Here is a 23909-nt window from a genome sequence, read left to right as displayed (position 1 = left end):
GGATTGCATACGTTAATCCGCATCTGGGATGATTTGACCAGATCCGTAGGCAGCATCCAAGACGAACGCAATTTGGTACAACATACCAAATGAATAATTTCACAGTTTTATGAGGATTGAGGATCTGAAAAGCGGGGATCAATATTGCAAAAACTGGCGTCCTGGGCCGGCGAGAACCAACCCAGGACGCCAGTTAAATTGGCGCATTCTCCGTCACACGCCACTTTATCTCAAAATCCAGCGTTGATTGTTCGACCCGGTCCACGTCCACTGGATCAGCGGAGTTCCGTTGGCGGAAAGATTGTCGTTATCCAGCGCCAGGCCGCTCGCTACGTTCCAGATCTTGTAGCTGCCGTCCGACTGCACATCGACCCACCACTTCTGGTTGGAGCCGCCGTTGACGCCCCACTGGTCCATCTGAGTTCCGTTTGTTTTGGAGGCGCCGGGGTCGTCTAGAGCCTGACCGCTATAGACACTGACGATGTTCCAAGAGTTGTCCGAGTTTTGCGTGAAGATCCATTTCTGTGAGTTCCCCCCATTCAAGCCCCATTGGACGACCTTCGCTCCTTGAGTGCTAGTGCTGCCGTTATCAATCGCCAATCCCGTGGACTGATTGGTAATGGCGTGCACGCCGGTGAGAGGATTCATCTGAGTGACGGCCTGCACGACGACCGAGGTTAAGGCGGACATCGATAAGAGATCGCCAGTCTGAGGGGTAGGATCTGTATAGACGTCACAAGAGATGTTGTAATCGGTGCGCCGATTATTCCAGGCGGCGGCGCAGTTATTTTGGAGCCACGGCCAATACGTATTCCAGAGGTTATTTTGGCGAGCGAAAAGACTGATCCCTCGATAAACCTGATCGCCGCCAAAGCCGCCGTTGGCGGGCTTGTCTGTATCCAAAATCGATGGATATTTACTCATAATATGATTGACGGCTAGCTGCGCGTCATTGAAATACTGGGTTGTTCCCGTGATCTTGTACAGAGCATTGGCGGCGTTGATGATCAGGCCGTCATTGTAGGCGTTGTCGTCCCCGCCGGCGCCCGACGGGTACCAGCCTTCCCAAACCGACCCATTGCTTGTGTTGAAGATATGGGAACGCCCCCACGCATAGATCGCCTGACTCTTGCTTAAGATGGTGGCGTCATGATTGGCCTGATAGATGAAGCAGCCGGCGATGACGAACGGCCAGTTGCTCAGGCCGCATTTCCCGCCATTGGGAACTTCGTCCATTCGCTCCCAAATCCCGCCGCCGTAGGTGCTGTCCCACCCCCGATTGTAGGCCATATTCCAGTTTGTGACGGCTTCGTTCAAATAGGTCGTGTTGCCCGTTTCAACATAGCCGCGAACCATCGCGATACAAGCCCAGGCGACATCGTCGTTCCAAGCATCCCACGACCAATTCGTAAGATTTTGTGTGATGAAGCCATCCAGCAAATTACTGATCTGTTGTTTGCGGCTTGTCGCATAATTTCTCTCATAGGCGTCTTCGACGCCAGTGATCATATAAGCCTGCTGCCAAAAGAACGCCATGTCGCGGTTGCTGATACTCTGGGTGATGTACGGCACCGGAAAGTTATAGGGGCTGACGTTCGATGTCTGCAAGTAAGCGCTGATGAAGCCGTTATAAGCAGCGTCCGCGTTGGCCGCGTTCTGGGCTTTGGCGGCCGGAGCGACGAGAAACCCGGTCAAGGCCAGCAGTAACGCTGTCGTTACGAACCAAGAACGCATGGTGCTGAAATTCTTCATGGTGATGTGTCCTAGCGCCGAACGGGATATCCCAGCTGCGAAGGGATATCCCAGTTCGGACGCACTCTATCTCAAAATCCAGCGTTGATTGTTCGACCCGGTCCACGTCCACTGGATCAGCGGAGTTCCGTTGGCGGAAAGATTGTCGTTATCCAGCGCCAGGCCGCTCGCCACGTTCCAGATCTTGTAGCTGCCGTCCGACTGCACATCGACCCACCATTTCTGGTTGGAGCCGCCGTTGACGCCCCATTGGTCCATCTGCGTTCCGTTGGTTTTCGAGGAGCCGGGATCATCCAGGGCTTGACCGCTATACACACTCACGATATTCCAGGAGTTGTCCGAGTTTTGCGTGAAGATCCACTTCTGTGCGTTTCCGCCATTCAAGGCCCATTGGACAATCTTGGCGCCTTGCGTGTTGGTGCTGCCGTTGTCGATCGCCAACCCCGTTCCCTTATTGGTAATGGCGTGCACGCCGGTGAGAGGATTCATCTGAGTGACGGACTGCACGACGAGCGAGCCCAGAGCTTCCATGGCGTCCATGTTGCCGGTGGTGGTGTTCGCGTTAAAGTTGTTCCAGGTGATGTTGTAATCGGTGCGCCGGTGATTCCACGAAGCGGTGCAATTGCTCTGAAGCCACGGCCAGTATGTGCTCCAAAGATTATTCTGGCGCGCCAACAGGCTGATTCCCCGATACACCTGATCGCCGCCAAAATCACCGTTTGCGGGATGGTCTTCATTCAAAACCGACGGGTATTTATTCATCACATGGCTGGCGGCCAGTTTGGCGTCATTCAAATACTGAGTGGTTCCGGTGATCTGGTAGAGAGAATTGGCGGCGTTGATGATCAGGCCGTCATTGTAGGCGTTGTCATCTCCGCCGGCGCCCGACGGGTACCAGCCTTCCCAAACCGAGCCGTCGCTCGTGTTGAAGATATGGGAGCGCCCCCATGCGTAAATTGCCTGGCTTTTGCTCAAAATGGTGGCGTCATGGTTAGCCTGATAGATGAAACAACCGGCAATGACAAAGGGCCAGTTGCTCAGGCCAACTTTGCCGCCATTGGGGACATTGCTCTCCTGCTCCCAAATCCCGCCGCCGTAGGTGCTGTCCCAGCCGCGATTGTAGGCCATGTTCCAGTTGTTGACGGCTTCATTCAGATAAGTGGTGTTGCCGGTTTCGACATAGCCTCGCACCATCGCGATACAAGCCCAGGCAATATCGTCGTTCCAGTCATCCCAGGACCAATTCGTAAGGTTTTGTGTGATGAATCCACTCAGCATGGTGTCGATGAGCTGCTTGCGGCTGGTGGAATAGTTTCTTTCATAGGCGTCTTCTAACCCAGTGATCATATAGGCTTGCTGCCAAAAGAACGCCAGGTCGCGGTTGCTCAGACTTTGGCAGAGATACGGCAACGGATAGTTATGGCCGTTGACGTTCGATGTCTGCAAGTAAGCGTTGATGTAGCCGTTGTAAACAGCGTCCGCGTTGGCGGCGTTCTGGGCTTTGGCGGCCGGGGCTGCGAGAAACGCCGTCGAGGCCAGCAGCAGCGCCGTCGCTACGAACCGAGAACGAATGGTGCTGAAAATTTTCATTGTGATCTCTCCTTGCGTCGCGTTGTCTTTATCGCGCGCTGATGATGGAACCGTGATGTGCGCCGCCGTTCGATCCTCCCAAGTTGAATGGCGTGGCTTCCGTGATGTCTACAGGCAATTTATAGCGATTATACCAATAACAACTAAGCAGAAAGCGAAGTGAGCGACGAAAAGAATGGTCGGCTCGGCGAAGTCGCACGAGGGCCTGTGTCGGCGGCGCCCCCAGCAGAGCCGCCGCCGACGCCCTCAGTATGTTGGGAGAGCAATCCCTGTGACCCGCGTCAGGTGGCGCTGAAGGTGGCGACGAACGGTGCGCCGGTGGTGACGCTCTTGCCGCTGAAGCCGGTTCCGGCCGCAAAATAGGGGTTAGGGCTGGACGTGTTCACGGTTGTGTCGTTAGTCGAATCTTGGGCGTTGAAGCCGGGGGAGACGAGAAGCGGATTCAGGAATTTCGCATGCCCGTCGGCCAGCAGGAAGTTGCCCCAGTTCGTATGCCGTGCGGGATGGGTCGGGTAAGTCCTCGGGCCGACCTGAAGCCCCATCGCATAGTTGGTGCAGACGTTTGAGGCGACGTTCAGGCCTGGGCCGCCAGTTCCGGCCCAGGAGAAGCCGGTGATGGCCGGGCTGGTCAGTTCGCCGACAGTGGTCACCGGTGTATAATTACCGCACTCGGTAGTCTCGGCCAGCAGGATCGTATTCGCCGGGGCCCCGCACTGAGCGACTTTCAACGCGCCGCCCTCGGGGGTGTTGTTACCGTCCACGGTGGCGCCGGAGGTCAGATTCTCATTGATCCCATAGCTTTCGACCGCGACGCCCTTGTACCCGGCGTCATCCGGACACGTATAGACGGCGGCGCTTTTTACGTAGGGGTAGATTTGGTTGGCCCATCCGGCCCCTCCGCCGTAGACGCCGCCGAACGTCGAAGGAAGGTCGCCGCAGGGGAAGCACTCGTCGTAGTCCTGCATGTACTGCAGGACGCCCAGGCCGAGCTGCTTCTGGTTGGAAAGGCAGGAGATCTGGCGGGCCTTCTCGCGCGCCTTCGCGAAGACAGGGAAGAGTATTGCCGCAAGTATGGCAATGATAGCGATGACTACGAGCAGTTCGATCAGGGTAAAACCACGAAATTTACTAGACATAATTCCGGTCCTCTCTTTGGATGACACAGGCATGGCCGATCCATGAGCTGATAAGATTTGCTTCTGGATCAATAAGACCAACTCAGCGAATACATACCAGAGTTTATCACACAATTGCGACCATGTCAACCAGATCACAAGAATTATTTTGGTACGCTTATGTTTTAGCCAGTGATTTGGTACGCTCTGCGACAGGGGCGGAACTCTCTCGGATGATGAGTTCCGCCGGCAATTCCACGGAGAGTAGAGGTGCGCGCCGGTCCCGGATGCGACGCATCAGCAAGTCTACGGCCTGAATCCCGATTTCTTCGTAGGGCTGCGCCACCGTCGTCAGGCCGATTCCACTTGGGAGGACCGGCACAATGTTGTCGAATCCCGTCAGCGCCACGTCTTCCGGGACGGAAAGGCCGAGATATTGGAGACGCTCCGCCACGGTCACCGCAAGATAGTCGCTGATGCAGACCGCCGCCGTCGGGCGCTGATCTTCCGGCAGGCGGAAGGCGGCGTCGAAGAAGGCCCAGGAGCGCTCGTTTTGGTATGGCGGCAGATTCAGGACCATTTCGGCCACCTCGGAATCGCCGGCGCCGCGCACCGTGTCAACGTACCCCTGGAGGCGGTCATGGATGGTCTGGATCGACTCGGAGCGCGTCATGTAAACGATCCGGCGATGCCCCTGCGCGAGAAGGTGTTCGACCACCATGGCGATGGCGCGATGATTCTCAAGGCCCACGAAGTCCGTATCGACGCCGGCCATCTTCCGGTCGAGCAAGACAAGCGGGACACGGCGGCTGACTTCGCGCACCAGTTCTTGGTTGCGGCGGTAGGCGTAGGGATAGAACAGCGCCCCGCCGAAGCCCTCATCCCGAATGTAACGCAGGTGCTCGGCCTCGCGGGCCGCGTTCTCCTCCTCCGACCCGATCCGATCACTCAGGTCCAGGAACACCGCATGGCGCCTCAGCTGCATCAGTGACTGGTTCATCCCCCGGAAAATGCGCTGCTGCGCCGTGCCGGCGTGCTCCAGCGGCCCGCCGCCGTGCCACATGATCAGGGCGACAAGGTTGGACGCCGAGATCCGTGGGGCCGTCCTGCGACTGACAGGCTCCGTCACTCCGCGGCCTCTTTCTTCTTTCGTTTCCAGAGGCTCCGGTCCAACCGTAGGGCGGCAATTGGGACGCTGGCTGACGAGGCCATCGCGAACCAGTTGTTCAATCGCGGCCCGCACCGACTGCCGGTGGACGCCAAGATCGGCGGCCAGCGCCCGCTCCGCAGGCAACGCCTCCCCGGCGCCATACACCCCTGATCGGATACGGCCGGAGAGGACATCCGCCACATGCTCGGAGACGCGCTGCGGGCGGGCAGTATCGGCGGAGACGAGAATTTCAGTCGAGTCGGATTGCATATGTTAAGCCCCGTACGTGACCGATTTGACCAGACCGGCAGGCAAAGTCAAATGGACACATATTTTGGTACATCATACCAAATGTTCGGAAATAATGCTACCGGGAACGCCGCCCTTAATATCATATTGATGGAATGCTCGCGGGCCACGGGCAGAATTCAGAAAGCAAAAAAACGCCGGCGGCCAAATCAAAGGCCGCCGGCGTTCACCATATCAAGGTTCCTGATCCATAATCATATCGCCACGCGGTCTGCCGGCATCGTCGAACTGATAGATATTTCCGCCTTGCCCGGCTCCCGCATCTTGCCTTACACGTTCGTAATCATCGCTCAGCTTCATTTTGACGTCATGAGCCTGCTGATCGGTGTAACCAGCGGGAATGACCTGCTTCACCCTGACGCCATTCTGACGGTAGGGCCAAACAACCTGAATCCCTTGTGCAGCGTACGCTGTCTTGATCGCCGCCATGCCGGACTTCATCTTCGCAGGATTGTATGTTGGCAGTGATGCCGCGACAGACAGAACATACACGAAGAAAGTCACAACTACAGCTACGACGATCACAATCGGGATAATGACCGTAAGAGCCTTAGATTTCGCTCGCGGCGCCTGATACGCCGGGACCGGCGGAAAGCGGTTTCCACAATTGCGGCAGAGAGTCGCTCCCACGTGCAGCGGACATCCACATCGATTGCATTGCATTATCCAATTGTACCAGCAGGCAAAACTAAAAGTTCTGCCGCCAATCTAATATATCAATATTTGCAACGGCGTTCCAGGAAGAGACCCGGCAAAAGATCGACACCACAGCTCCCACTTGAAAATTCCCTGACACGATCATAACGCGACGGCGGGAGCCGTCATTCTTTCAAGCTCCGTGAGGACGGCTTCGCGTTCGCCGATAGTCGGCAGACTGAGAACAACGGTTTTCCGACTGCTATTAACGCCGTCCTCATAACGGAAACGGATCGCGGGAAAACTGCGACCGCCCAGATAGAACGAACCACGAGTCACGTTTTGGATGCTGGCAGGGACAATAGCGACGAGCCAAACGCCGGATCGGTTGTTTGTTTTCACGCCAAAAAACCGCGAGGATGCATCGATGTTCGACAGCAGCGCCAAGTGGCCGTTCTCTAGAGTCGTGGGATTGGTCGGCACGTTCAAAAACCGCTTGCGGTCACGCATTTCGATCGCAAACTCCCCAGTCACACGGATGACGCTCGGTGGAGCCGCCGGTGATACGTTCGAGGAGGAGAACCCAGATGCCGGCTGAGCCTGAAAAATCACGTACTGGCGCAAAAACGTCACGATGAACGCCGCGAGCAGTACGCCGCTGACCGCCATCACCAACACCCATATTCCCGGCTGCGGCGGCGCGGCGCCGGCGTTCAGCACATTGACCACATTAACATTGAGACCGTCGGCTTTAAAGTTTTCCTTGTCGACCTCCGACTCGAGATTGCTGTCCATGGACTCCCAGGTTCCAGTCACCAGGACCTGCCGGGGCTTCTTATCGTCAAAATCGGCGTTGGGAACCTTGACGAAGATCCCGTTGACCGTTTGGGGAGTGACCATCAGCATCCAAGTATCGTCGACATCAAAACTCCCATCCGACTTCTTGTTGCCGTACTGGTAAGCGATATCCGGCTTCAGCTCCCCCGTGACCGTGACATACTTCCCCATCAGGCTGGGATCGGTGATGAGCGCCTGGACACTCGTCTGGATCGGCGTGTGGTTCATGGTCATCCCTTTCTGAATCGAGGTGAGAGATCCCACGAATACGGTCGCCAAAACAATCATCATGATCCAGTTGATCGGAACGAAGTTGATCCGACTTCGGCTCATACCTTCATTCCATCCGGCGACCAATCCTAAAAAACGGTTTACGAACTCCATGAGTTTCCCTTCTTTACCACGCCGCTCGACAATCTCTACGCCAACACGCTTACTATTGTACAACGGATTTTTCATCTCACAACGGCACTCGCGCGACGTAGCAAAACCCGGAAAAGAAAAAACGCCCACGTCTGTAAATTTACAGACGCAGGCGTTTCCACTCCCCGTAATTAAACGCTAGCCGTCTCGCGCCCCCCGATGGTCGGGACTTTAAGCCTCGTCACGATCTTGTCGCCGTCGCTGTCGACGATGATGGTGTCGCCGTCGGTGAACTCGCGGCGGAGGATGCCGGAGGAGATGGGGTTTTCCACCATCCTCTGGATCGTGCGTTTGAGCGGACGGGCGCCGTAGAGTGGGTCGAAGCCGACGTTGGCGATGAGCTCTTTGGCGGCGTCGGTCACTTCCAGGTGCAGCTTGCGGGCGCTGAGCTGGCGCTCGGTGCCCTGGAGCAGCAGGTCCACAATGCTGGTGATCTGCTCTTTGTTCAGCGCGTGGAACACGATGATCTCGTCGATTCGGTTCAGGAGCTCGGGACGGAAGTGATTGCGCAGCTCCATCGTGACTTTGTCCTTCATCCGCTCGTACTGATCGTCGATCTCGATCTGGGTCGCCCCGGTCGGAATCGCCTCAATATGGTGGCTGCCGATGTTGCTCGTCATGATCACCACGGTATTCTTGAAGTCGACGACGCGGCCGGTGCTGTCGGTCAGGCGGCCGGCGTCGAGCAGCTGGAGCAGGATGTTGAAGACGTCGGGATGCGCCTTCTCGATCTCGTCCAAAAGCACCACGCGATACGGGCGGCGGCGCACGGCTTCGGTGAGCTGTCCGCCTTCATCGTAGCCGACATATCCCGGCGGCGCGCCGATCAGGCGAGCGACGCTGTGCTTCTCCATGTACTCGGACATGTCGATGCGCAGGATGGCGTCCTGATCGTCGAACAGGAACTGCGCGAGCGCGCGGGCGAGCTCGGTTTTGCCGACGCCGGTCGGTCCCAGGAACAGGAACGAGCCGATCGGACGCTGCGGATCTTTGAGTCCGGCGCGGGCGCGCCGAATCGCCTCGGAAACCGCTTCGATGGCGACCTGCTGCCCGATGACGCGCTCATGCAGCTTGGATTCCATCGCGAGCAGCTTTTCGGCCTCCTCCTGGAACATCCGGGAGACCGGGATGCCGGTGGCCTTGGCGATCAGCTCGGCGATGTCCTGCTCGTCCACGACGCTGTTCATGCCCGACTGAGCGAACCAGGCGTCGCGCTCCTTTGTGAACTCGGCGCGCAGGGCGACCTCTTCATCGCGCAGGCGCGCCGCCCGCTCGTAGTCGCGGGCGTCGGCCGCCGCGCGGCCTTCGTGGAGCAGCTGGCCCAGCCGCTCTTCTTTTTCGATGATCTCCGGCGGCATCGACGACTTCTCGATGCGGATCTTGGACGCAGCTTCGTCGATCAGGTCGATCGCCTTGTCCGGCAGGAACCGATCGGTGATATAGCGGCTCGAAAGCTCGGCCGCCGCCACCAAAGCGCTGTCGTCGATCTTGACCTTGTGGTGCGCCTCGTACTTGTCGCGCAGACCGGTCAGGATTGTGATGGTGTCCTCCACGGACGGCTCGCCGACCACGATGGGCTGGAAGCGCCGCTCCAGAGCCGGGTCCTTTTCGATGTTCTTGCGATACTCGTCGAGCGTCGTCGCGCCGATGCACTGCAATTCGCCGCGAGCGAGCGCGGGCTTGAGCATATTGCTCGCGTCCATCGCCCCCTCGGCCGCGCCGGCGCCGACCACGGTGTGCAGCTCGTCGATGAACAGCACGATCGAACCGGCGGCCTTGCGAACCTCGTCCATGACGCCCTTGAGGCGCTCCTCGAACTCGCCCCGGAACTTGGAGCCGGCGACCAGCGCGCCCATATCGAGCGCGAGCAGGCGGCGATCCCGCAGGTTCTCCGGCACGTCGTTCTTCGCCATCTTGCGGGCGAGACCCTCGGCGATCGCCGTTTTGCCAACGCCCGGCTCGCCGATCAGCACCGGGTTATTCTTGGTGCGGCGGGACAGAATTTGGATCGTGCGCTTGATCTCTTCATCGCGCCCAATGACCGGATCGATCTTGTCTTCCCGCGCCAGCTGCGTCAAATCGCGAGAGAAGCGCTCCAGAACTTTATACTTCTCTTCAGGCTTCTCGTCGGTGACCCGATTGGTGCCCCGGATGGATTGCAGCGCCTTATAGGTCTTTTCTTCGTCGATGGCGAACTGAGCCAGAATGCGCGCCGCGCCGCCCTCGCCCTCCTTGATCAGCCCTAGCAGCAGATGCTCGACGCCGATGTGCGTATCCTGCAATCGCTGCGCTTCCTCGGATGCGAGGTCGAAGACGCGCTTGATGCGCGGCGTGATATAGATCTGCGCCGATGGATCGTTGTACTGCACCTTCGGGGCGCGCGCCAGGGCGTTCTCGGTCGCCCGGATTAGCTCGCGCGGCTCCGCGCCCAGCTGCCGGATCACCTGCGTGACCAGCCCGTCGTTTTGTTCGAGCATCGCCAGCAGCAGGTGCTCGGTATCGAGTTGCGTGTGCTTGTAGCGCGTCAGGATGTCCTGGGCCAGCTGGACCAGCTCCCGCGCGCGTTCCGTGAATTTTTCAAACATGGGTTTCATTCCTCCCCGTTATTGATCCACTCCCGCAGCGTCTCCTCGGCGTCGCGCAGCATGGTCTCCATCGCCTCCGCGCCCGCCCCCGCCTGCTGGACCTGGTCCATCAGAGCGAAAATATACGCCACACCGGCCAGATTGATGCCGATGTCCTGCGTGAAGTGCTGGATCTTCTGTAGTCGCTCAATATCCCGATCCGAATAGAATCGATTCTTCCCGACTTTTTGCGGCTTGACGAGCCCCAGCCGATCGTACATACGCAGCGTCTGCGCATGGATCGGCTTGACATCGTCGCCGCCTCGCCCGCCCATCGGCCGCACCAGCTTCGCCGCGATGCTGATCGTATAGATAGGCTGATTTCGGTCTTTTACGAACGCCATTTCATCACTTCCTCACCATCGATGGCCGCGCGCTCCGCATCACGGGCATCGGCCTCACGATCTTACGCCTTCACCGAATCCTTGCGGATCTTCGCCAGCTCCGTCAGTAGATCGCGCTCGCGGACGCTCAGTTCCTTGGGCACGCTGATCTTGGCCCGGGCAAACAGCACGCCCGACGTTCCCTTTTTCTTGATGTCCGGCATCCCAAGGCCGCCCATGCGGAACGTCTGGCCGGTCTGCGTTCCCGCCGGGACATTGAGCACCTTGCGGCCCGAGAGCGTCTCCACCGGAGCCTCGCCGCCGAGGGCGGCCACGGTGTAGGGCACAACGAAGTCGGTGTACAGGTCGATCCCCTGACGCTCATACTGGGGATGCGCGCGCACGATGACCTTCAAATACAGGTCGCCGCCATTGGCCCCCTGCCCCGCCAATCGGATCCGCTGACCGTCCGGAACGCCCGCCGGGATCTTGATGTCGGTCAAACGGCGCTTCTTGATCACGGTTCCATCGCCGTGGCACTCCGGACAGACTTCCACTTCCTGTCCGGTTCCGCCGCACTGGGGGCAGACATTATTGGCGAACAGCCCGCGATTGCCCTTGACCTTCCCCGTACCGGCGCACATGGAGCAGGGCTTGTTCTTGCCCGAACTCACCGCGCCCGAACCGCCGCAGCGTCCGCACGTGTCGGGAACGCTCAGCGTGAAGCTCTTGGTCGTGCCCGCGAACGCCTCTTCGAGTGAGATCTCGACGGGATACTCGACATCCTCGCGCACCTGGCGCGGCGTCTGCCGTGTCCGTCCCGAAGGCTGGCTGAAGCCGCCGAAGCCGCCGGCGGCTCCCCCGCCCGCCGCGCCGCCGAACAGCGACGACAGGAAGTCGTCGATGCCGCCCGCGCCAAAGCCGCCGAAGTTGACGTCGCCCTGATAAGCGCCGCCTCCGCCGCCGGTCGGCCCGCCCGAACCGTACGCCTTCCACTGGTCGCCGAACTGATCGTACTTCGCGCGCTTATCGGCGTCGCCCAGGACATCATAGGCCTCGCCCACATCCTTGAACTTGTCCTCGGCGCTCTTGTCGCCCGCGTTCACGTCCGGATGGTGCTGGCGCGCCAGCTTCCGATAAGCCGCCTTGATATCCTTGTCCGTCGCCGTCTTCGGAACGCCCAGAATTTTGTAATAATCTTTATAATCGATCGCCATGCTCATGCCTTCTCTTGCCGCAGGTTATCTGTCTGTAGATATGATACCCCATTTGAGCGTGGGACTATCAATATAGTTAACGGAGTTTTACGCAAATTGGTTCCGAGAATACGAACGGCGTCAGGGGAAATATCAGCGCATGAGATATGCCGCTGCGAAGGAATCCGGCAGGGTGGAGAGTTCGCTTTGAAGATAATCGACTTTGGCGATCGCGTCCAGCCACTCGAAGAACAGCGCTTCCGTGACATGTTTCCGCAGGGCTGTCTGAAACGCGTCGATGTTCGCTTGCGGCAGAAACGGAATAATGACGGGGTCCCGATGATCGCCTTCGTAATGTCCTTTCAAATAAAATGATCCAAACCAGTCGATGTTCGGTTCAATCTCTTCAAACTGAACCGGCTGCGTGATTTCCCCCGAAAGCACCTTTTGCGCTCCCAGTAGCCAGACAAGAATCTGCGCGCACCAGTGAGCGTCTTTGATAGCGAAGACGGATTCCAGCCAGCCGTCAATCTCCTGCGGCGACAGATATTTCCAGCAGAAAAACAGCGTCGCCGATAGGTCACTGCTAGCTTCATACCATTTCCATGGATAATTCTCGTAGGGAATTTCATGTAAGAAAGCGCCCACACGAATGTTGCTTCCCTCCCACAAGTCGGGCGCCATGATCCATTGCCCCAGCGTTGTCAGAATGTCTCTGTCAAAGCCAGGATATTTCCCATCGATATGGCCGGGATATTGCGTGACAAGCGCAGTAATAAGCACTTCCTCCAGCCCGTCGGAAAAGACGCCATGCAGGCGATGCCGCAGGATGGAGCGTGGAAGCAAGTAGTGAAACCACTCAGCCCATTCACCGTCGAGCGAGCCAAAGGAGGTTGCGCCACTGGTGATATCGTCCAGATACTTGATGAGGTCACGAGGCGAAAGATCTTTCGGAAGCGTGGTCATCAATTCCGGATACATTTTGCGGTTTTCCGTCATGAACCATGGCTCGCCCATCAGGCGCATCGGTTTAGGGAACGCTTCCTGCATACGCTCCAGAGCGGGGGGGTCCGGGCCATGGCCGGGTCGCCATAAAAAGGGGGTCATCGATTTCTCCGGTAAGCGGCGTATGTTTTTGCCTGCGTGACTTGAAAGCCAAGGCCGAGATACATGCGGATCGGGCGCGGGCCGAGGTGACGCCATGTGCCGATTTGGAAAACGCGGCCGGGCGCGCCGTAGTGGCGCTGAAGCTCTTGCAGGCAGCGGATCAGCGTGTATCGCCCGAGACCCCGGCCGGAAAACTCGGGCAGGACGGCCAGCTCTTCCACCGACATGATCTCGCCCCAGCGCTCCGGGCGGCAGCCGCCGTAGCAGGACGCGACGATCTGGCCTTCGGCCTCCAGCCCAATCCACGTACGGCGCAGATCGTCGTGCGCGGCGGCGTCGACGATCGTCTCCCGCCAATTCTGCTCCCGAAAAAACGAAGGACGGTGGTGGATCCGCGCCGCGTGCGCCCGTGCATAGAGTAAAGCGTAATCGGACAAGCGCGCGTCCTCAAGCCTTACTTCCCGGATTCCGGGTGGTAAATCGGGCAGACGAACATGGCTCAGGAAATCCTCGCCCGCCTGCAACAGGATCTCACCGGATCCCATCTCGAAGCCCAGTCCCGGCATCAGCCCCGCGAAGTACAGAGTATGGGAGGGAAGGGTTTCGTGAATATCGAGCGTGAGCTCATCGGCCTCCGAAGCCAGAAACTCCGCCTGGATTTCCGTGAGCGCCTCCGCGAGGATGTCGTATCGCCGGCGCCAGTCCGAGGGGATCAAATGATGGACCTTCCACCCGGTGCGGCGGCCGAACGCCCGACCGCTGCGAGTCTGTGTTTGAAACACAGCTTGGCCCTCGCCCATTACTTCCCAATGAGCGAGAAAGGCTTCCATCCAATCCGGGCTGATCGCGAGCATCGGGAAGACCTCGCGAACGGCGCGTCGAAAATCTTGAGAGTGCTGGTCGTAGTCGTCCGTGGTGATGGGGATGATCATATTCCCACTATCGGCGCGCCCGATGAGGCTGCTAAAGGGTTTGATCGCTTTGATACTGTGTGAGGTATTTTCGCGCTTCAGTGACGGCCCCGGAATCGCCCCTCTGCAGGACGGCTTTCCATTGCTTTACGGCAAGCGCCTTTTGCCCCGACATCAACAGCACATAGCCCTCACTGTTAAGAACGGAGGGATCGTGCGGCGCCATCGCCATCGCCTGGCCGCACTCGGCGGCGGCGGCTTTCTGGTCGCCGGCGCGGGCCAGCAGCGCGCCGAACCGGGCGTGCGCTCTTGCGTCAGACGGCTGAAGCTGTACGAGAGCCTGATTCTCCACCAGGGCGTGATCCCAGTCTTCACGCGCAAAGTAGATCAGTGCGAGATTGATATGCGGCGATACGAGATTGCGATCCAGGCGCTCGGCGCTTAAGCATTCATTGACAGCTTGATCCCATCGATGCAGGATAAAGAGGTTCTTCCCCAGGATGGAGTGAGCGCGAGCGTTCCGGGGATCAACGGCGACCGCTTCCTGCGCTTCGTTAGCGGCGCGCTCGTATTGATGATCTGCAAAGAGCGCTTCACTCAGATACACATAAGCATGGGCGTCCGCCGGAGCGAGACGCACGGCCTGCTGCTCTTCCTCAATCGCGGCGCTGATATTGCCCGCAGCCGCCAGACTGTTTCCCAAATATTCATGCGCGATAGGGTCGCGCGGCGCGATTTGAATCGCATGGCGATACGCCGCGTTCGCAGCCTCCCTGTCACCGCCAGCGACGAGCGCCAGCCCCAGCGTACGATAAGCGCGTGCGTAGTCAGGATGAATTCGAATTGCGGTTTCTAGCTCGGGAATCGCGGAGGCGGTTTGTCCCGTACTCAGCAGGTTCAGGCCCAGATCAAAGTGCGATTTGTAATCGGCCGGATCGATACGCACAGCTTCACGAAACGCCGCCATCGCCAGTGGCGTCTTCTTCTCCTGGGCGAGCATAACACCATATCCACGTAAGATCCTGCTGTCTTTTGGGTCAAAACGCATCGCGGTATGGAAATCCGCTTCAGCGTGTGAGTAATTCTGATGATGGGACTGCCAAAGCGCGGCCCGATAGAATCGCTCTCCAATCACATGACGGGAGGCCAGGGCCACTCCCGCAACAAAAACACAGGCCGTCGCAAGCAGCACTCCCCGTAAAGTTTGATTGCGCCCCCTGGCGGACCGCTCTTGAAATGCATTGCTCATGGATACTTCGCCAAATACTCCCTCGCCTGCTGCGCCGCGTCCGCGCTGTCCATTGTCAGCACCTTACTCCACATTTGGCGCGCATGCGCCTTTTGGCCAGATTTGTAAAGCACATAGCCGTAGCACTTATAAATAATCGGATCGTCGGGCGTAGGGTTCAAGGTTTTCTGAGATTCCGCCAAAGCAGATTTTGTATCTCCCTGGCTCGCCAACAGCTCCGCGTAGTCCGCCCGAATCACCGGATCATCCGGGGCAATTTTCAGTGCGGCTTCATATTCTTGACGAGCGTCATCGCTCTTCCCCTGCCGATAGCAGACATACCCCAAGTTATCGAGTGCAGCTGCGCGGTTTGGGTCGAGCGCTAGAGAGCGGTGAAATTCATCAACAGCCTCTTGTGGATGATGCAACATAAGCAGATCGTATCCGAGATCGTTATGCGCAATGGAGTCTTTCGGATCGCATTTGACGGCTTCCTGAGATTCCGCCAGCGCCTCTTCGTTTTCGCCTCGACGACTAAGCCCATAGGACAACTGGACATGGTATTGCGCTCTCGTCGGATCGAGTTTAATTGCTTCCCTATATTCCGCTATGGCTCCGTCGAATTGGTGCGACTTTCTTAGATCAATTCCGAACCGAGCGTGTATGCTTGCATTGTCCGGTTCGATCCTTACAGCTTCTCGATAGGCGGCGACGCCATCAGCGAAATCGCCCTGGCGCATCAGCGCGCTGCCCAGCGTCTCTTGGGCAATGTAATCATCAGGAGCATTCTGTATTGCCTGGCGAGCCAGTGAGACTGCCTCGGGATATTCTTTCTTTCTGATTAGCTCCATCGCAAGATCCACGCAAGCGGGAGCGTTCTGTGCGTCATACTGAATTGCAAGTCGCCATTCCGATATCGCTTCGTCGCGTTTGCCTGCCTTATCGAGAACGTTGGCGAGATCAAAATGCAGATCGGTATCGTAGGGGCGCAAACGCAATGCGGAGTGCAATTCTTGAATTGCCAGAGCGTACTTCTTCTGGCGCATCAGCACAATTGCATAATCGTCATGCGCGGCATAGTCGCTAGGATCAAGCATCGTGGCGAGTTTGAAATCACGCGCGGCGAGTGTGTCTTCGTGACGATGCGCGTGCGCCCGCGCAGAGGAGACGGCCCAGGTCGCGAATGTCTTCCGGAACGCGGCGATGATGCACAGCACAACCAAAATCACGCCCAGAGCCGCCAGCGGAGCTCCCCATTTTTTATTCATCTGCATTCGGCGGATTTTCCTTAAACAAAGCGAGCCATCATCATGACATGATGATGGCGCAATCCGTTCCGAATTTCAAGCGATCGCGGTCGATCTATTTGTGGGCGACGGTCTTTGCTTGGGGGGGAAGCGCTTCGAATTCGTTCTCGGGCATTGCGACGATGCGGCCGTCGGCGTAGAGGACGTTGCGGACTTCGTGGTTGAGGAACTTCAGGACGATGTGACGGATGACGTGCGGCTCGGCGTCGCTGCATACGATCTGGTCGCTCCCCGAAGAGGTGAGGTAGTGGTAATCGTAGATGTACTTCGACGGGGCGCCGCCAAAGGGAGGGTCGTAGTTGGCGCTGGGCAGGCCGGAGGGGCAGCGGAAGGTCTGCTCCTGTCCGAAGATGTAAGACTTGACGTCGTCCAGAGTCTTGGGCGCGGCGCCGCCGTGATCGGCCTTATATTTGACATATCCGGCGTGGATCGACTTCAGCTGAAATGTGCATTGATCGAGCTTGGCCTGGTCGCGCGAGGAATAAAGACTGTCGCAAAACCATACGGCGGCGAGGATCGGAATGGCGATAAGAGCAAGGATCGTCCAGCGGATATTCTTTTCGTTCATGAATGATGGTCCTCGACCGGAAACCTAGGCGAACGATTCTGCCCAGATACTGCGGCAGGATTTTGGTAGCAAACGAGCATACATACCATATTGCAAGAATCGCCTTAGGATTCCTTCTGGATTACCACCAATTCTCCGAATATTGAAAATTTAGGACGACTGCAGCGCCCAGAGGCGGGCCGCTTCGACCGGATCCGGCTTGTGGAGGAAGGATTGCCCCGAGATTCGCTCCAGCGCGGCGGCGATATTCCAGTGCGTGTCGCCCTGGTACTCGCGGTCCTCGGACTGCAAAATACGCGTCAGAGCCGGCACGGCGGAGGAATAGCCCAGAGCGCCCAGAGCGCCGATCGCGGTGTCCAGCGCTATTTGATCCCAGCGGCTGCGCAACGGGCGCTCCAGAACCTCAATGAACGCGTGGAGGGCGCTGTCTTCATAGGCGCCGAGGCACTCGCCATACACGGCCTGCGCGAGCAGCTCAATCCCCAGAGAGCGCGGCTGCGACTCGTCCACCGCCGACAGCCCCAGCGCCCACGCGACACATTCGGCGGGGCGCAGCAGCAGATCCCGGCGCGCCCGATCGTACTGCGCTTGCAGTCCGTCCTCGCCGGTGTCCGCGGAGATCGTCTCCCATGGGCTCGCCCAGTAACGCTCACAGAGATCCATCATCAGCTGCGGCTCGGAAGTCCAAGAAGCCGATGGCGCAGTCCGCTGACGTCTCCATCCTTTGAGTACGTTCGTCAACATTGTCCAAATCCAAACTTTCGCGCCTTACCCACACTCTCGGCAGGCAGGCAAAGATACTGCTATTTTCACAATACCACAGGTTTGGCCGATTCCGCCGGGTACCTGACGAAACAAATTTGACCAACTTTTTGACGAATATTTATAAAAAAATCGCCGGTTCGTCGGAGGCGGGAGCGGGGGTTTTGGAGGCGACGCGGCGGGCCAGGTTCTTGCGGATCTCGCCAATCGCATGGCGTCCGCCGATCACCAGAACGACACCCACAATGGGATAGACCCAGACCGGGAGGTGACGGCTAAAGAGCAGGATATAGGCGTAGGGCATCACCCAGAAGAACACGCCCAGCACGATCTGCAGGACCACGCGGCGGCGCTGGCGGACGCGCGCGGCGAGCCAGGCCATCGTGCCCCAGAACAACGGATGGTGCGCGATATAAAGCACGCCGAAGACAACGGGATCGACACCGTAACGGACGCTCAGCGTGTGGACGTGCTCCCAAAGGTGTGTCAGCATGGTGGATGGATCAATCGAACGGAATCGAAGGCGGCGCGGTAAGACGTCCGGCGGCCCGGCAGGCGTGAAAATAGTCGGCGATGGACGTCAGGGTTTGAGGATAATACGACGATGCGCCGGGAAACAGTTCCGGCTCGATCGACAAAGGAGCCGTCCGCGCAAGGCCCAGGCGGACAGTCAAATCGCGCGCCATCTCGGCCTCCGTCGAATCGATCAGCGCCACACGCACCAGCGTCTCCAAACCCAAGGCGTATTGTACCAGGATTTCCATGCTTGGATGGCGGCCATGGGACAGATGATCGTCCATGAGACGCGCACGAGAGGCGGGATCGACCACGGGCTCGAATGCGGCGCGGGCGCGCCAGGCCTTGGTGTTCTGGGGCAGCAAAGCGACGCCCGGCAGGGACAGCGTCGCCGGACCATCGAAGATCAGGAGCGCATGGGGATAACCGCGCCGGACTTTGTCCGCGAGGAGCGGCGTCCGGGCGCGCGGCGCAAGATGCACCCAGTCGCTCAGCCCCAGCATCCGGTCGCGGCGCCGGGCGCCGGGGCGCGCCGCAATCCCATCGGCGGCCAGCACGCTCGCGCAGCGCAGCATCCCGCATTGGAGAATATGGGGAAGATAATGCAGAGGCGCGGCGTGGTAAAGCGCGGCCGGCGCGGCGCTCATGCGGTCGCCGCCTCGGCGAGCTGGCCGCGCATGACATCGACGGCGCGCCGATCGGCGGGCGCATCGCGGTCGATGGTCAGTACGAATTCGACGGTGTGGGGCGCAACCGGCATCCGGGGCGTGCTGACCCGGTAACGGTTGTAGCGGCGCGGCAGCAGGGTTGCGGCGCCGCGCTCAGCCATCGCCTCCAGCATGGTGTCGGCGGGGATATTGCCGTGCGTGCTGTAGCTGATGAGCACCCAGCGCGCGGGGAGCGCCTCCACGAGGTTCGTGAGCGCATTCAGCGCCGTGTCCTTATGATTGAACAGCGACCGGCGCTCCATGCGCCAGTCCTGACGGATCGCGGATTTCGTGCCGCGCGCCACCGGCCCGACTTCGGGTTTATCCCAGAGCGCCAGGGTGTTGAGCAGATGATAGTTGCTGCCGTAGGGGTGCTGGTTATACGGCGGATCGAGATAGGCGATCGTCATCGGGCGATCGACCAGGGCGCCCCAGTTCTTCGCGAGGCGCCCGGCGTCCATGCACGTCACCCGATGCGACTCAGCGCTGTGGCGGAGGACGGGGGTCGGCACGCGCAGCACGCTCATAATCCGATACAGGGCGTCGCCCGTGCTTCCTCCCCACCCCCGATGGTAGGCCTTGAAGATTCCGCTGGTGTTGCTCACGTACGAAGCGGCGTAGAGCAGAGGAGCGATCAGATAGGCGTGCGCTTCGGGCGTCAGTTGTCCATGTTCGCTCCAATCGGCGATCGTCTGCCGGATCGCGTCGATCCGCGCCCCGTTCGCATGCGTGAAAAAACAGCGCTCATGGTCCGGATCGGGATTCTCGTCGTCCACGGGACAGTAATTGTCCGTGATGTAGCCGTGCGGCGCGGGCGGCAGCGCATTGAGCGTTTCCAGTAATTCGGCGGCGCCGTCCGGCGGCTCGTTCAAACCGACATAACAGCCGTTGATCGCTTCGGTGTAAGGCTCCCAGTCGTTTGCGACCACCTGGTACCCCTGGCGCTTCGCCCATCGGGAAACAACGCCGCTTCCCGCGAAGAGGTCCGCGAACACCCCCTGCACGGCGCCCGTGCTCGCGACAGCCGCCGCGATCAGCGGAATCAACTTACGTTTGTTGCCGAGATACGGAATCAATTGCGAGTAAAGATAATCGTCGGTCCGTGCGGCGGAGTGGCGACGCGAATGGTAAGGATCGGACGATTTCATAAAATAATCACTGTCATCAAAGTAATTGACGGTAAGCGGCCTCTCCTGGGATTTCGAAGACAGTGTAAGATGCGCAGTAAATTGGCAGTATAGCAAGCAAACAAATCTCGAATTCCCTTTGTACCGTGAATTCATTCAAATGTTCTAAAGTATTTTTACTGGTTTTTCAGTTACTCGCAAAAAAACACCCCATTCCGGAAGGGAATGGGGTGTTTTCGTGAATTTATTTTTGTGTGAAAGAAAAACGGACCGGACGACCGATCATTTTGCGCTCGAAACCCGGTTCGCCGGATCAGCCTTTTCGCTGGCTCAAACCGCTCTCATAGAGGGCAAGCGTGTCCGACGCAATCTGCTTCCACGAATAGCGCTGCACCGATTCGTAGCCGGCGGCGCGGATGCGATTTCGCAAGGATGCGTCCTCGATCAGCCGGTTCAGCGCCGTTTCAATATCGACGCTGCTGCGGGGAGGAACCAGCAGCGCGTTCTTCTCATCTTTGGCGAATTCGGTAGGACCGGGGATATCGGTAAGGACCGAAGCGAGCCCATTCGCCATCGCCTCCAGAACGGACCCGGGGAAGCCTTCGCTCAGACTGGGAAGCAGGTAGATACTATGGCCCTTCAGCAGAACCACCAGCTCTTCTTGATTGTATCGCGGAAGAATATGAATTCGGTCGTGCAGGTCCGTGGGGTAATGCTGAAGCGTTGCGGCCGCATCCTCCCCAGTTCCGAACAGGCTGATGGAGACATGAGGATGCTTGCGAAGGACTGCCGCAAACGCCGGCTCGGCATAGCGGATGCCTTTGCGAGGAATGTAGCCGCCGATCCAGGCGATCTTGATCTTTCCATCGACATCGGGGTTCGGGTCGAACGGCAGCCCGAGAAACTGCGTCGCCAAACCGTTTGGAACGACATGAGCTTTTGCTGGAGTCACCCCAAAGTGGTCCACGGCGAAACCACGATCGTATTCATTGAGAAAGAAGGCGAGGTCCGCACGCTGAAACGCGAGTTTCTCTTCCCAAAGACGCACGCTGCCGCGATACAGCGGATACACTCGCGACAGTTGTTTTCCACCGAGTTTCGCGTCCTTGAGCCGTTCGATGTGCGCGACATTCTCTAAGCCATGGCTTCGCGAGACCAGCAGGGGCCGTTTTGGGAATACGGAGAGGATTGTGTTTTCGGCGGTCGAGTCGACGACATCGTAGGTGCGGATCTTGGGAGCGAAGGCCAGGCGCCAGGGAAAGATTTCGTCATTGGGGATTTGCTGGCGAAAGGACGCCAGCTCATCCAAAAAATAAAAGTCGACTTCCGCGCCCTGGTCGCGCATCGCGTTCCCCAATCGCCAAGTCACCCCGGCCATGCCCGCGTTTTTATTGAGGTAAACACTCGCGGCAAGAGCAATTCTCATATTTCTGTAGGACTCCTCTGACGATCTCTAGAAGTGTAGTACAAGGGACGCAAATTCATCGAAACAGACAGGTCAGCCGGGGCCCCGCACTACCATTTGGCGCGGCGCTCGGCGACCGGCAGCGGGTGCTCTTCCAGATACTCGTCGTACGTTCCGCGGAAGTCGATCAGGCCCTCGGGAGTGAACGACAGCACGCGTGTGGAGACTTCGGAGATCAAATCGCGGTCGTGCGAGACGACAAGCACCGTTCCAGGGAAGGTCGACAGGCCCTCGGCGAGCGCGGAGACGGCTTCCAGGTCCAGGTGGTTCGTCGGCTCATCGAAGATCAGGATCGGATCTTTCATCAGCATGAGCTTGGCGAGCAGCAGGCGGGCGGCCTCGCCGCCGGACAGCGCCGAGGTGGGCTTGAGCGCATCGTCGCCGGCAAACAGCATCCGGCCGAGCATGCCGCGCACGACCTGCGGGCCTTCGTCGGTCACATACTGCATGATCCAATCCAGCGCCGTGGAGCTGTCGTTGGGCATCAAGACCCGATAATCCTGCGGATAGTAGCCCCAGCTCGCGCCAAAGCCCCACTTGGCCGACCCCGAGTCTGGCTCCAGCTCGCCGATCAGGCAGCGGATCAGCGTGGTCTTGCCGACGCCGTTGCCGCCGATGATGGCGACCTTGTCGCCGCGCACGATCTCCAGATTGACGTTGTCCAGAATCTTACGGCCGTCAAAGGACTTGGTCAGTCCCGTCACTTCCAGAATTTCGCGGCTGGAGGGCTTGGTCTGCTCGAAGCGAATGAACGGGCGCTGAATATTCGACCGCTTCATTTCGGCCGGCGCGAGCCGCGCCATTTCCTTGCGCCGCGACTGCACCTGCGAGGAGCGCTGGCCGGCGGCGAAGCGCGAAACGAATTCCTGAAGCTGGGCGATCTTCTTCGCCTTGTCGCGGTTGTCGGACTCGACCCGGTCGCGCGCCTGCATCTTGTGCTCCACCATATCGTCGTAGTTACCGGGATAAACGATGATGGTGTCGTAGTCGATGTCGGCGACATGGGTGCAGACGGCGTTCAGGAAGTGACGGTCGTGCGAGATGACCAGCAGCGTTCCCTTGTACTCGTAGAGGAAGTCCTCCAGCCAGTGGATCGATTCCAGATCCATGTGGTTGGTCGGTTCGTCGAGCATCAGCGCGTCCGGTCCGGCGAACAGCGCCTGGGCGAGCAGCACGCGGAACTTGAAGTCGTTCGGCAGCGTGCTCATCAGGTCCATATGCCGCTCGTTGGGCAGACCGATACCGCGCAGGATCTCCGCGACTTCGATCTCCGCCTCGTAACCGTTCTCGTCGGCAATGATCGTTTCCAAATCGCCGAGACGGTTCATCATCTCGTCGGTGAACTCTTCGGCCTCGCAGAGCTCGTTGCGCTCTTTCAGGGCGTTCCAGAGCGACGCCTTGCCCATCATGACGGTGTCGATGATGCGCTCGTTGTCATACTCGAACTGGTTCTGTTTGAGGACGCCGAGGCGCGACGGCCGGGTGATCGTTCCCCGGTTCGAGGCCTCGATCTCCCCCGACAGGATCTTCATAAAGGTCGACTTGCCGGCGCCGTTCGGGCCGGTCAGGCCGTATCGGTTCCCCGGAGTGAACTTGACGCTGACATTGTCGAACAGCGTTCGCGTCCCGTAGGATTTGGAAATTTCATTGACGATGATCATAGCTAAGGCAGGTTCCCAAAGAGAATTTGGACAAGATTACAGGCGCGAAGGCGCCCGATTGACCTCTTATTATACCTGGTTTGGCGCGGAGGCGAGACGGAGGACGGGGGAAAAGATGCGGCCTTCGCCTTCACTCCCTCTCTTGGAGAAGAGGGATATCTAAAATTCATGCGACGCGCATGGCTTCGCGCCAAACGCCCTCGCCTTTGCGAAAGGGCGCGCCATGACCAGGGGAAGCGGCCATTGCGAAGGCGCTTGAGAAGGAGTAAAGAGAGACAAAGCCGCTGAAAACAAGACGTCCGCCTCGAAAAACGAGGAGCGATGCGTGTCTCGGCGGCTAGGATTTCTGCTGGAGCGTGTCGACGGTTTCGGCCAGGTTCTTAGCTTCCTGCGTCAAAAACTTCGCCTCTTTGGTCAGCGATTCGGCCTCTTTGGCAAGCGTGCGCGCTTCCTCGGTCATGGCCTTGGAAACGTCTGCGAGCGCTTTGGCTTCTTTTAAATGGTCTTTGGGCACGTACGTTCTCCCTTGGAACAATTATCCATTGATAATAACCGCCGTCTGCGATCGGCGACAGCTTTTATTATATCACAGAAA

21 protein-coding genes are annotated in these 23909 nt (G+C 58.7%); all 21 read right to left on the bottom strand.

Annotated elements, in window-relative coordinates:
- Window positions 1-225: 225 nt before the first annotated feature.
- Window positions 226-1752, bottom strand: a complete 1527-nt coding sequence (locus tag D5261_RS10195; protein ID WP_119323752.1) for an RICIN domain-containing protein — start codon at window positions 1750-1752, stop codon at window positions 226-228.
- A 66-nt stretch (window positions 1753-1818) separates the two neighbouring features.
- Entirely contained in the window at window positions 1819-3342 is a 1524-nt protein-coding gene (locus tag D5261_RS10190) for an RICIN domain-containing protein (protein ID WP_119323753.1), read from the bottom strand.
- Window positions 3343-3623: 281 nt separating this feature from the next.
- A complete protein-coding gene (locus D5261_RS10185) occupies window positions 3624-4478 on the bottom strand; it encodes a DUF1559 family PulG-like putative transporter (protein WP_218025718.1) in 855 nt (284 codons plus the stop codon).
- A gap of 157 nt (window positions 4479-4635) precedes the next feature.
- Window positions 4636-5877, bottom strand: a complete 1242-nt coding sequence (locus D5261_RS10180) for a GntR family transcriptional regulator (RefSeq protein WP_119323755.1) — start codon at window positions 5875-5877, stop codon at window positions 4636-4638.
- Window positions 5878-6090: 213 nt separating this feature from the next.
- Entirely contained in the window at window positions 6091-6345 is a 255-nt protein-coding gene (locus tag D5261_RS10175; protein ID WP_125206228.1) for a hypothetical protein, read from the bottom strand.
- A gap of 369 nt (window positions 6346-6714) precedes the next feature.
- On the bottom strand, window positions 6715-7722 hold the full coding sequence (locus D5261_RS10170) for a hypothetical protein (RefSeq protein WP_125206229.1): 1008 nt from the start codon (window positions 7720-7722) through the stop codon (window positions 6715-6717).
- Between the two features lie 221 nt (window positions 7723-7943).
- A complete protein-coding gene (locus D5261_RS10165; protein WP_245992634.1) occupies window positions 7944-10397 on the bottom strand; it encodes an ATP-dependent Clp protease ATP-binding subunit in 2454 nt (817 codons plus the stop codon).
- Window positions 10398-10402: 5 nt separating this feature from the next.
- A complete protein-coding gene (locus D5261_RS10160; protein WP_119323759.1) occupies window positions 10403-10780 on the bottom strand; it encodes a MerR family transcriptional regulator in 378 nt (125 codons plus the stop codon).
- A 62-nt stretch (window positions 10781-10842) separates the two neighbouring features.
- The gene (locus D5261_RS10155) at window positions 10843-11976 is read right to left on the bottom strand and encodes a DnaJ C-terminal domain-containing protein (RefSeq protein ID WP_165864501.1); all 1134 of its coding nucleotides are present in this window, start codon (window positions 11974-11976) and stop codon (window positions 10843-10845) included.
- Between the two features lie 132 nt (window positions 11977-12108).
- Entirely contained in the window at window positions 12109-13158 is a 1050-nt protein-coding gene (locus D5261_RS10150; RefSeq protein WP_165864502.1) for a hypothetical protein, read from the bottom strand.
- Window positions 13059-13994, bottom strand: coding sequence for a GNAT family N-acetyltransferase (locus tag D5261_RS10145; RefSeq protein WP_119323762.1), 936 nt, complete (start codon window positions 13992-13994; stop codon window positions 13059-13061). The genes D5261_RS10150 and D5261_RS10145 overlap by 100 nt, the downstream gene beginning before the upstream one ends.
- 31 nt (window positions 13995-14025) lie before the next feature.
- Window positions 14026-15222, bottom strand: coding sequence for a tetratricopeptide repeat protein (locus D5261_RS10140; protein ID WP_119323763.1), 1197 nt, complete (start codon window positions 15220-15222; stop codon window positions 14026-14028).
- The gene (locus tag D5261_RS10135; RefSeq protein WP_119323764.1) at window positions 15219-16475 is read right to left on the bottom strand and encodes a tetratricopeptide repeat protein; all 1257 of its coding nucleotides are present in this window, start codon (window positions 16473-16475) and stop codon (window positions 15219-15221) included. Before D5261_RS10135 ends, D5261_RS10140 begins: the two co-directional genes overlap by 4 nt.
- Window positions 16476-16563: 88 nt before the next feature.
- The gene (locus D5261_RS10130; protein ID WP_119323765.1) at window positions 16564-17076 is read right to left on the bottom strand and encodes a hypothetical protein; all 513 of its coding nucleotides are present in this window, start codon (window positions 17074-17076) and stop codon (window positions 16564-16566) included.
- Window positions 17077-17226: 150 nt separating this feature from the next.
- A complete protein-coding gene (locus D5261_RS10125) occupies window positions 17227-17742 on the bottom strand; it encodes a hypothetical protein (RefSeq protein WP_119323766.1) in 516 nt (171 codons plus the stop codon).
- A 217-nt stretch (window positions 17743-17959) separates the two neighbouring features.
- Window positions 17960-18331, bottom strand: coding sequence for a hypothetical protein (locus tag D5261_RS10120; RefSeq protein ID WP_119323767.1), 372 nt, complete (start codon window positions 18329-18331; stop codon window positions 17960-17962).
- Between the two features lie 10 nt (window positions 18332-18341).
- Window positions 18342-19001: a hypothetical protein gene (locus D5261_RS10115; RefSeq protein WP_119323768.1), complete on the bottom strand. Its 660-nt coding sequence runs from the start codon at window positions 18999-19001 to the stop codon at window positions 18342-18344.
- Entirely contained in the window at window positions 18998-20209 is a 1212-nt protein-coding gene (locus D5261_RS10110) for a DNA adenine methylase (RefSeq protein ID WP_165864504.1), read from the bottom strand. The genes D5261_RS10115 and D5261_RS10110 overlap by 4 nt, the downstream gene beginning before the upstream one ends.
- 292 nt (window positions 20210-20501) lie before the next feature.
- A complete protein-coding gene (locus D5261_RS10105; protein WP_119323770.1) occupies window positions 20502-21614 on the bottom strand; it encodes a glycosyltransferase family 4 protein in 1113 nt (370 codons plus the stop codon).
- A gap of 89 nt (window positions 21615-21703) precedes the next feature.
- Window positions 21704-23314, bottom strand: coding sequence for an ABC-F family ATP-binding cassette domain-containing protein (locus tag D5261_RS10100; protein ID WP_119323771.1), 1611 nt, complete (start codon window positions 23312-23314; stop codon window positions 21704-21706).
- A 337-nt stretch (window positions 23315-23651) separates the two neighbouring features.
- The gene (locus D5261_RS10095; RefSeq protein WP_165864505.1) at window positions 23652-23828 is read right to left on the bottom strand and encodes a hypothetical protein; all 177 of its coding nucleotides are present in this window, start codon (window positions 23826-23828) and stop codon (window positions 23652-23654) included.
- Window positions 23829-23909: the final 81 nt, after the last annotated feature.

The organism is Capsulimonas corticalis, assembly GCF_003574315.2.
Classification (GTDB): domain Bacteria; phylum Armatimonadota; class Armatimonadia; order Armatimonadales; family Capsulimonadaceae; genus Capsulimonas; species Capsulimonas corticalis.
Note: the sequence above shows the minus strand (reverse complement) of the source record. Positions and strands in the feature narration are given on the sequence as shown.

Bases quoted from the DNA above. Each gene is read 5' to 3' on its own strand.
- D5261_RS10190 (WP_119323753.1), bottom strand. From the start codon at position 3,342: ATGAAAATTTTCAGCACCATTCGTTCTCGGTTCGTAGCGACGGCGCTG.
- D5261_RS10120 (WP_119323767.1), bottom strand. From the start codon at position 18,331: ATGCTGACACACCTTTGGGAGCACGTCCACACGCTGAGCGTCCGTTAC.
- D5261_RS10105 (WP_119323770.1), bottom strand. From the start codon at position 21,614: ATGAGAATTGCTCTTGCCGCGAGTGTTTACCTCAATAAAAACGCGGGC.
- D5261_RS10150 (WP_165864502.1), bottom strand. From the start codon at position 13,158: ATGGCGTCACCTCGGCCCGCGCCCGATCCGCATGTATCTCGGCCTTGG.
- D5261_RS10140 (WP_119323763.1), bottom strand. From the start codon at position 15,222: ATGAGCAATGCATTTCAAGAGCGGTCCGCCAGGGGGCGCAATCAAACT.
- D5261_RS10130 (WP_119323765.1), bottom strand. From the start codon at position 17,076: ATGAACGAAAAGAATATCCGCTGGACGATCCTTGCTCTTATCGCCATT.
- D5261_RS10155 (WP_165864501.1), bottom strand. From the start codon at position 11,976: ATGGCGATCGATTATAAAGATTATTACAAAATTCTGGGCGTTCCGAAG.
- D5261_RS10165 (WP_245992634.1), bottom strand. From the start codon at position 10,397: ATGTTTGAAAAATTCACGGAACGCGCGCGGGAGCTGGTCCAGCTGGCC.
- D5261_RS10160 (WP_119323759.1), bottom strand. From the start codon at position 10,780: ATGGCGTTCGTAAAAGACCGAAATCAGCCTATCTATACGATCAGCATC.
- D5261_RS10110 (WP_165864504.1), bottom strand. From the start codon at position 20,209: ATGAAATCGTCCGATCCTTACCATTCGCGTCGCCACTCCGCCGCACGG.
- D5261_RS10175 (WP_125206228.1), bottom strand. From the start codon at position 6,345: ATGGCGGCGATCAAGACAGCGTACGCTGCACAAGGGATTCAGGTTGTT.
- D5261_RS10180 (WP_119323755.1), bottom strand. From the start codon at position 5,877: ATGCAATCCGACTCGACTGAAATTCTCGTCTCCGCCGATACTGCCCGC.
- D5261_RS10135 (WP_119323764.1), bottom strand. From the start codon at position 16,475: ATGCAGATGAATAAAAAATGGGGAGCTCCGCTGGCGGCTCTGGGCGTG.
- D5261_RS10115 (WP_119323768.1), bottom strand. From the start codon at position 19,001: ATGAGCGCCGCGCCGGCCGCGCTTTACCACGCCGCGCCTCTGCATTAT.
- D5261_RS10145 (WP_119323762.1), bottom strand. From the start codon at position 13,994: ATGATCATCCCCATCACCACGGACGACTACGACCAGCACTCTCAAGAT.
- D5261_RS10100 (WP_119323771.1), bottom strand. From the start codon at position 23,314: ATGATCATCGTCAATGAAATTTCCAAATCCTACGGGACGCGAACGCTG.
- D5261_RS10195 (WP_119323752.1), bottom strand. From the start codon at position 1,752: ATGAAGAATTTCAGCACCATGCGTTCTTGGTTCGTAACGACAGCGTTA.
- D5261_RS10185 (WP_218025718.1), bottom strand. From the start codon at position 4,478: ATGTCTAGTAAATTTCGTGGTTTTACCCTGATCGAACTGCTCGTAGTC.
- D5261_RS10170 (WP_125206229.1), bottom strand. From the start codon at position 7,722: ATGAGCCGAAGTCGGATCAACTTCGTTCCGATCAACTGGATCATGATG.
- D5261_RS10125 (WP_119323766.1), bottom strand. From the start codon at position 17,742: ATGATGGATCTCTGTGAGCGTTACTGGGCGAGCCCATGGGAGACGATC.